The following is a 3,700-nucleotide window of genomic DNA, read 5'->3' on the forward strand; positions in this document are numbered from 1 at the left end:
CAAAATCCGTCGACCTCTTTCTGATAGTTGTCACGCCCGCCGTCGTGCCGTCTCACGCTCGGCAAGTTGACAACGCCCTTCAAAGTCCAAAAGATCGCCATAGCCAATCTCCTATTCATTCGGGGCAGTCGATTTATCCCGGGCCAACGGGAGGCTACCGACACTATTGCAGCGGCTGGCCGTTGTACCGCAACGAATACCGCGAGGCCAAGGACGCATTGTCGACGATCCGACAAGTGAGACCAAACGGCTGAAAGTGGCCGCATACGGCCTCATGCAGCAGGCATACGCAATGTGAACCGCGCAAGGCTGCGATCGGCAGCACGCGACCCATTCCGGACCGTCACGCCTTCCGAAAGCGGTCACTCACGAGTGCATTTCGACGATGAACATCCGCGCTTGCTGGGCTTCCCGACGTTCGGCCTTGATCGGCGCATACCTCTCGGAATTGTAGAAGGCTAGCGCTTGGGCGAGAGTCGGAAACTCAAACACGCCGGCCATCGGCAGCGGCACCTCATCCCCCTCTAGAATCTGCGCAACAGGACCGAAATGTAGAATCTGCCCGCCCGCCTCTTTTAGCGCCGCCTGAAAGCGTGGAGCAAGCGCGGCCTGCTTGGCGGAGTCGATGACGCGTAGATTGACGTGTACGTATGCCGGCATTGTGCCCCCAGTAATAATGCATATACATTATTATGCGAGGATGGGGTTGTCAAGGAGGTAGACGTGAACGGTTTTGATCCGGAGTCTTTGAAGGGCGTCGCAGCGGAGTGTCCGGGCTTCCAGGCCCGTGCAACGGCGCGTGCACTGACGCGATATTACAATGCCTGCTTCAAGCCGCTCGGGCTGACGGCCGAGCAATTCAGCCTCTTGGTTGGGATCGGTGCGACCGAAGGGGCGACGCTCGTCGATCTTGCGGACAGGGCCGGGGTCGATCCGACTACCCTCAGCCGAAATGTTCAGAATCTGGAGAGCCGGGATTTAATCCGCGCTGAAGGCGGACGTGGGCGCGCTGGAAAGCGGCTAGCTCTGACGACATCTGGGCGTCGACTCGTGGTCGATGCGTTCCCGGTGTGGAATTCGGCCAAGGCGGAACTCGCCCGCCGCATGGGTGATGAAAAGCTTCATTCGGCAAGGCAGGCAATGGCGGAGCTGGTCAAGGCCGCAGAATCCTCGTGAACATAATATGAGCTTTGTGGGACAAAGCTCGAAATCACATCAGAAAGGCTAGTCAACGAGAATTCGCGTGCGTGCGGCGATCCTGGATCGCGCACTGCGTTAGGCACCGTTTTTGTCCGAAATAGACGCCACCAACGAGCGCTATCGAGAACATTTCGCGCTTTACGGCTATGACCTATGCTCGTGGCCGGTCCCTACCTGACGACGATCGGCAGCACGCGACCCGTTCCGGACACTCAGGACGATTTTTCGCACGTCCGGTTTCGGATTGATCTGAGACGGCCGCCGACGATGCAAACAGGGCAACCGTTCTGTGTGTTCGGGACGACCAAATTCTGCTGGTTGCCAGGGAGAGGTCGAGATGGGCGCTACCGGGCGGAAGAATCCGTCGGGACGAAGCGCCCCATGAAACAGGATCCGAATCGACGAACTAGCAACGAGTGCCCGAGCGGTCTCGATGTCCAGGCCAGAAGGCATAACCGGTGACGAGAACGCGTTTGCCTTTCAGGTCCAGTCCTACAAAGACATCGTCGGTCGTAGGTGTAGCCCCAAATTTTGCGGTCAAATCAGATCGCTTCGTTGATTGCCCGATGCAGCGGCTGGGGGAGTGGAAACAGCCCGCACGGTCAGATTGCAGGCAATCCGGGGTCGATCCCGGTCATGGCGACGGAAACGTCCCAAAGCCGCTTGGCAAGTGCCGGGTCTTCGGCCTGCGGCGCGCGTTTGGCCTCTCCGGCGACGCCTCTGATCCCTCTGAATCCGGTCGGGCCGTAATAGCCTCCTGGCTTCACGGGGCCCGTCGCGGCCAGCAATGCCGGCCACGCACCCTTGGCGGCACTGTTGAGCAATAGGCCGACGATGGGACCTACTAACTGGACGGGCCCCATGTGCCTACCCAGGCTGGTGCTTGCCACACCGGGGTGGGCACCGACAGCCGTGATGGGGGATCCGGTCGCGCCCAGGCGCCGATCCAACTCAAAGAAGAACAGCGCATTCGCCAGCTTACTGGCGCCATAACGTTCCCCCTTGGAGTAGCTGCGCTCGGCATTGAGATCGTCCCAGTCGATCTTTGCCTTCAAATGCGCAATGCTGGATGTAACAACGATGCGCGAGCCCGGCGTCTCCGCCAACTTGGGCAGCAGCAGCGAGGTAAGCGCGAACACGCCCAGATGGTTGACCCCGAACTGCGATTCGAATCCCTGCTTGGTGCGCGTCAGGGGCGGGTTCATGACGCCCGCGTTGTTGATGAGTGCATCGATGCGAGGCTCCTTCGACACGTTCGCGACGGCGACACGCACACTCTCGATGTCGCCCAAGTCCAGTGGCAACCATGCAAGGTTGGCGCTGGGCGTCTGTTGTTTGATGCGCGCAATGGCCCCCTCTGCCCGGCCCCTTTCGCGGCAACCCAACAGCACGCGTGCACCCCGCGCAGCAAGCACTCTGGTCAGTTCAAGCCCCACGCCCGCGTTGGCGCCTGTGACGATGAAGCACTTGCCCGATTGACTCGGGACATCTACCTCGGTAAAGCCTTTGTGGTCCGACATACAAACTCCTTATTATGAGTGATTACCTACTCATTTAACTGGCAAAAAATTTAGGCCGCAGAGCCTTTCCAAAAGAGGTCAAACCCCGCCTGTCGAATCGCTTCACGCTCTTCCGGCTTGGCCGCAATGGCGTTCATCGTGATATCCGCCAAATCGAACAGAATCGTGTCGATATAGAAAGCGACTCGTTCAGGAGCAGAATGTCCCGCAAGACACTGTTCGACGATCGAGCGAGCTTCTCGGAACATGGCGTGGCAGCGCTTGCGGCTTGCTGCAGTCACTCGATCCGACACCTTCAACTGGCGCAACGTCTTGCGCGCCGTGGAATGATTTAGTCCCCATTCGATCAGCCGACTCCAAACGATGAACAGCCTGTCACGTGCTGACGCCTCCATCGGGTATGGCGCCAACATCGACTCCGCAAGCTCACCTTCTATCTCAACGAACAGATCATTCAGGAGATCATCCTTCGACGGAAAGTAGGTAAACAGCGTCCCCTCAGACACGCCAGCTGCTTTGGCGATCTTCGCTGTAGAAGCGCCAAGGCCGAGTTGGGCAATGAGCTCTGCAGCAGCTTCAAGCAGGGCATCACGCTTTTCCTCGCTCAAGGGACGAGCCATAGTCTGGTATCTTATATTGAGTAAGTGGATGCTCAATTATTGGATTAAGAGCCTCCGCCGTCAAGTGACGCACTAAGAGATGCAGCGCGCCTAGCTGAGGACGACGTCGGAACCACGCCATCGTCAGCGCGTCAATCAGGATGTCCGTCTTGATGCGCGGCTTGATTGAGCAGCCGACAACTTCCCGGTTGAACAGGTCCAGCACGATCGCAAGATATGCCAGCGGACGATCTCGTGATTCTGTGCAAGCGTGGCTCCTATCGGCTTGCAACGGCCTCAGGACCGGCGGGTTGCCACCCCCCGCCGAGCGCCTTGAATGCGGCGACCGCTGCGCGCGCCGACTCCGTTTGCGCCTGCACC

General features: G+C 59.0%; 4 protein-coding genes and 2 pseudogenes. 2 read left to right on the forward strand and 4 right to left on the reverse strand.

Annotated elements, in window-relative coordinates; all coding sequences use genetic code 11:
• Nucleotides 1–366: 366 nt before the first annotated feature.
• Nucleotides 367–660, reverse strand: a complete 294-nt coding sequence (locus tag AC3WLT_RS36940; protein WP_492596492.1) for a DUF1330 domain-containing protein — start codon at nucleotides 658–660, stop codon at nucleotides 367–369.
• 63 nt (nucleotides 661–723) lie between these two features.
• On the opposite strand from AC3WLT_RS36940, the gene AC3WLT_RS36945 reads away from it, so the two are divergent.
• Both AC3WLT_RS36945 and AC3WLT_RS36950 read left to right on the forward strand, forming a co-directional pair.
• Complete coding sequence (locus AC3WLT_RS36945) at nucleotides 724–1,176, forward strand: MarR family winged helix-turn-helix transcriptional regulator (protein ID WP_492596493.1); 453 nt, start codon at nucleotides 724–726, stop codon at nucleotides 1,174–1,176.
• A gap of 311 nt (nucleotides 1,177–1,487) precedes the next feature.
• Nucleotides 1,488–1,586, forward strand: a pseudogene (locus AC3WLT_RS36950) (NUDIX hydrolase); the annotation flags it as partial.
• Between the two features lie 216 nt (nucleotides 1,587–1,802).
• On the opposite strand, the gene AC3WLT_RS36955 reads toward AC3WLT_RS36950, so the two are convergent.
• The 3 genes and pseudogenes from AC3WLT_RS36955 to AC3WLT_RS36965 all read right to left on the reverse strand — a co-directional run.
• Nucleotides 1,803–2,720 carry an oxidoreductase gene (locus AC3WLT_RS36955; RefSeq protein ID WP_492596494.1) on the reverse strand — a complete coding sequence of 306 codons (918 nt, stop codon included), beginning with the start codon at nucleotides 2,718–2,720 and terminating at the stop codon, nucleotides 1,803–1,805.
• Nucleotides 2,721–2,770: 50 nt separating this feature from the next.
• Entirely contained in the window at nucleotides 2,771–3,328 is a 558-nt protein-coding gene (locus tag AC3WLT_RS36960) for a TetR/AcrR family transcriptional regulator (RefSeq protein ID WP_492596495.1), read from the reverse strand.
• A 100-nt stretch (nucleotides 3,329–3,428) separates the two neighbouring features.
• Nucleotides 3,429–3,557, reverse strand: a pseudogene (locus AC3WLT_RS36965) (IS3 family transposase); the annotation flags it as partial.
• Nucleotides 3,558–3,700: the final 143 nt, after the last annotated feature.

It is taken from the genome of Paraburkholderia sp. FW306-2-2C-D06C (assembly GCF_058781505.1).

What these genes read in the sequence shown, in the direction of transcription:
- AC3WLT_RS36940 (WP_492596492.1), bottom strand. Translation starts at nt 660, where the DNA reads ATGCCGGCATACGTACACGTCAATCTACGCGTCATCGACTCCGCCAAG.
- AC3WLT_RS36955 (WP_492596494.1), bottom strand. Translation starts at nt 2,720, where the DNA reads ATGTCGGACCACAAAGGCTTTACCGAGGTAGATGTCCCGAGTCAATCG.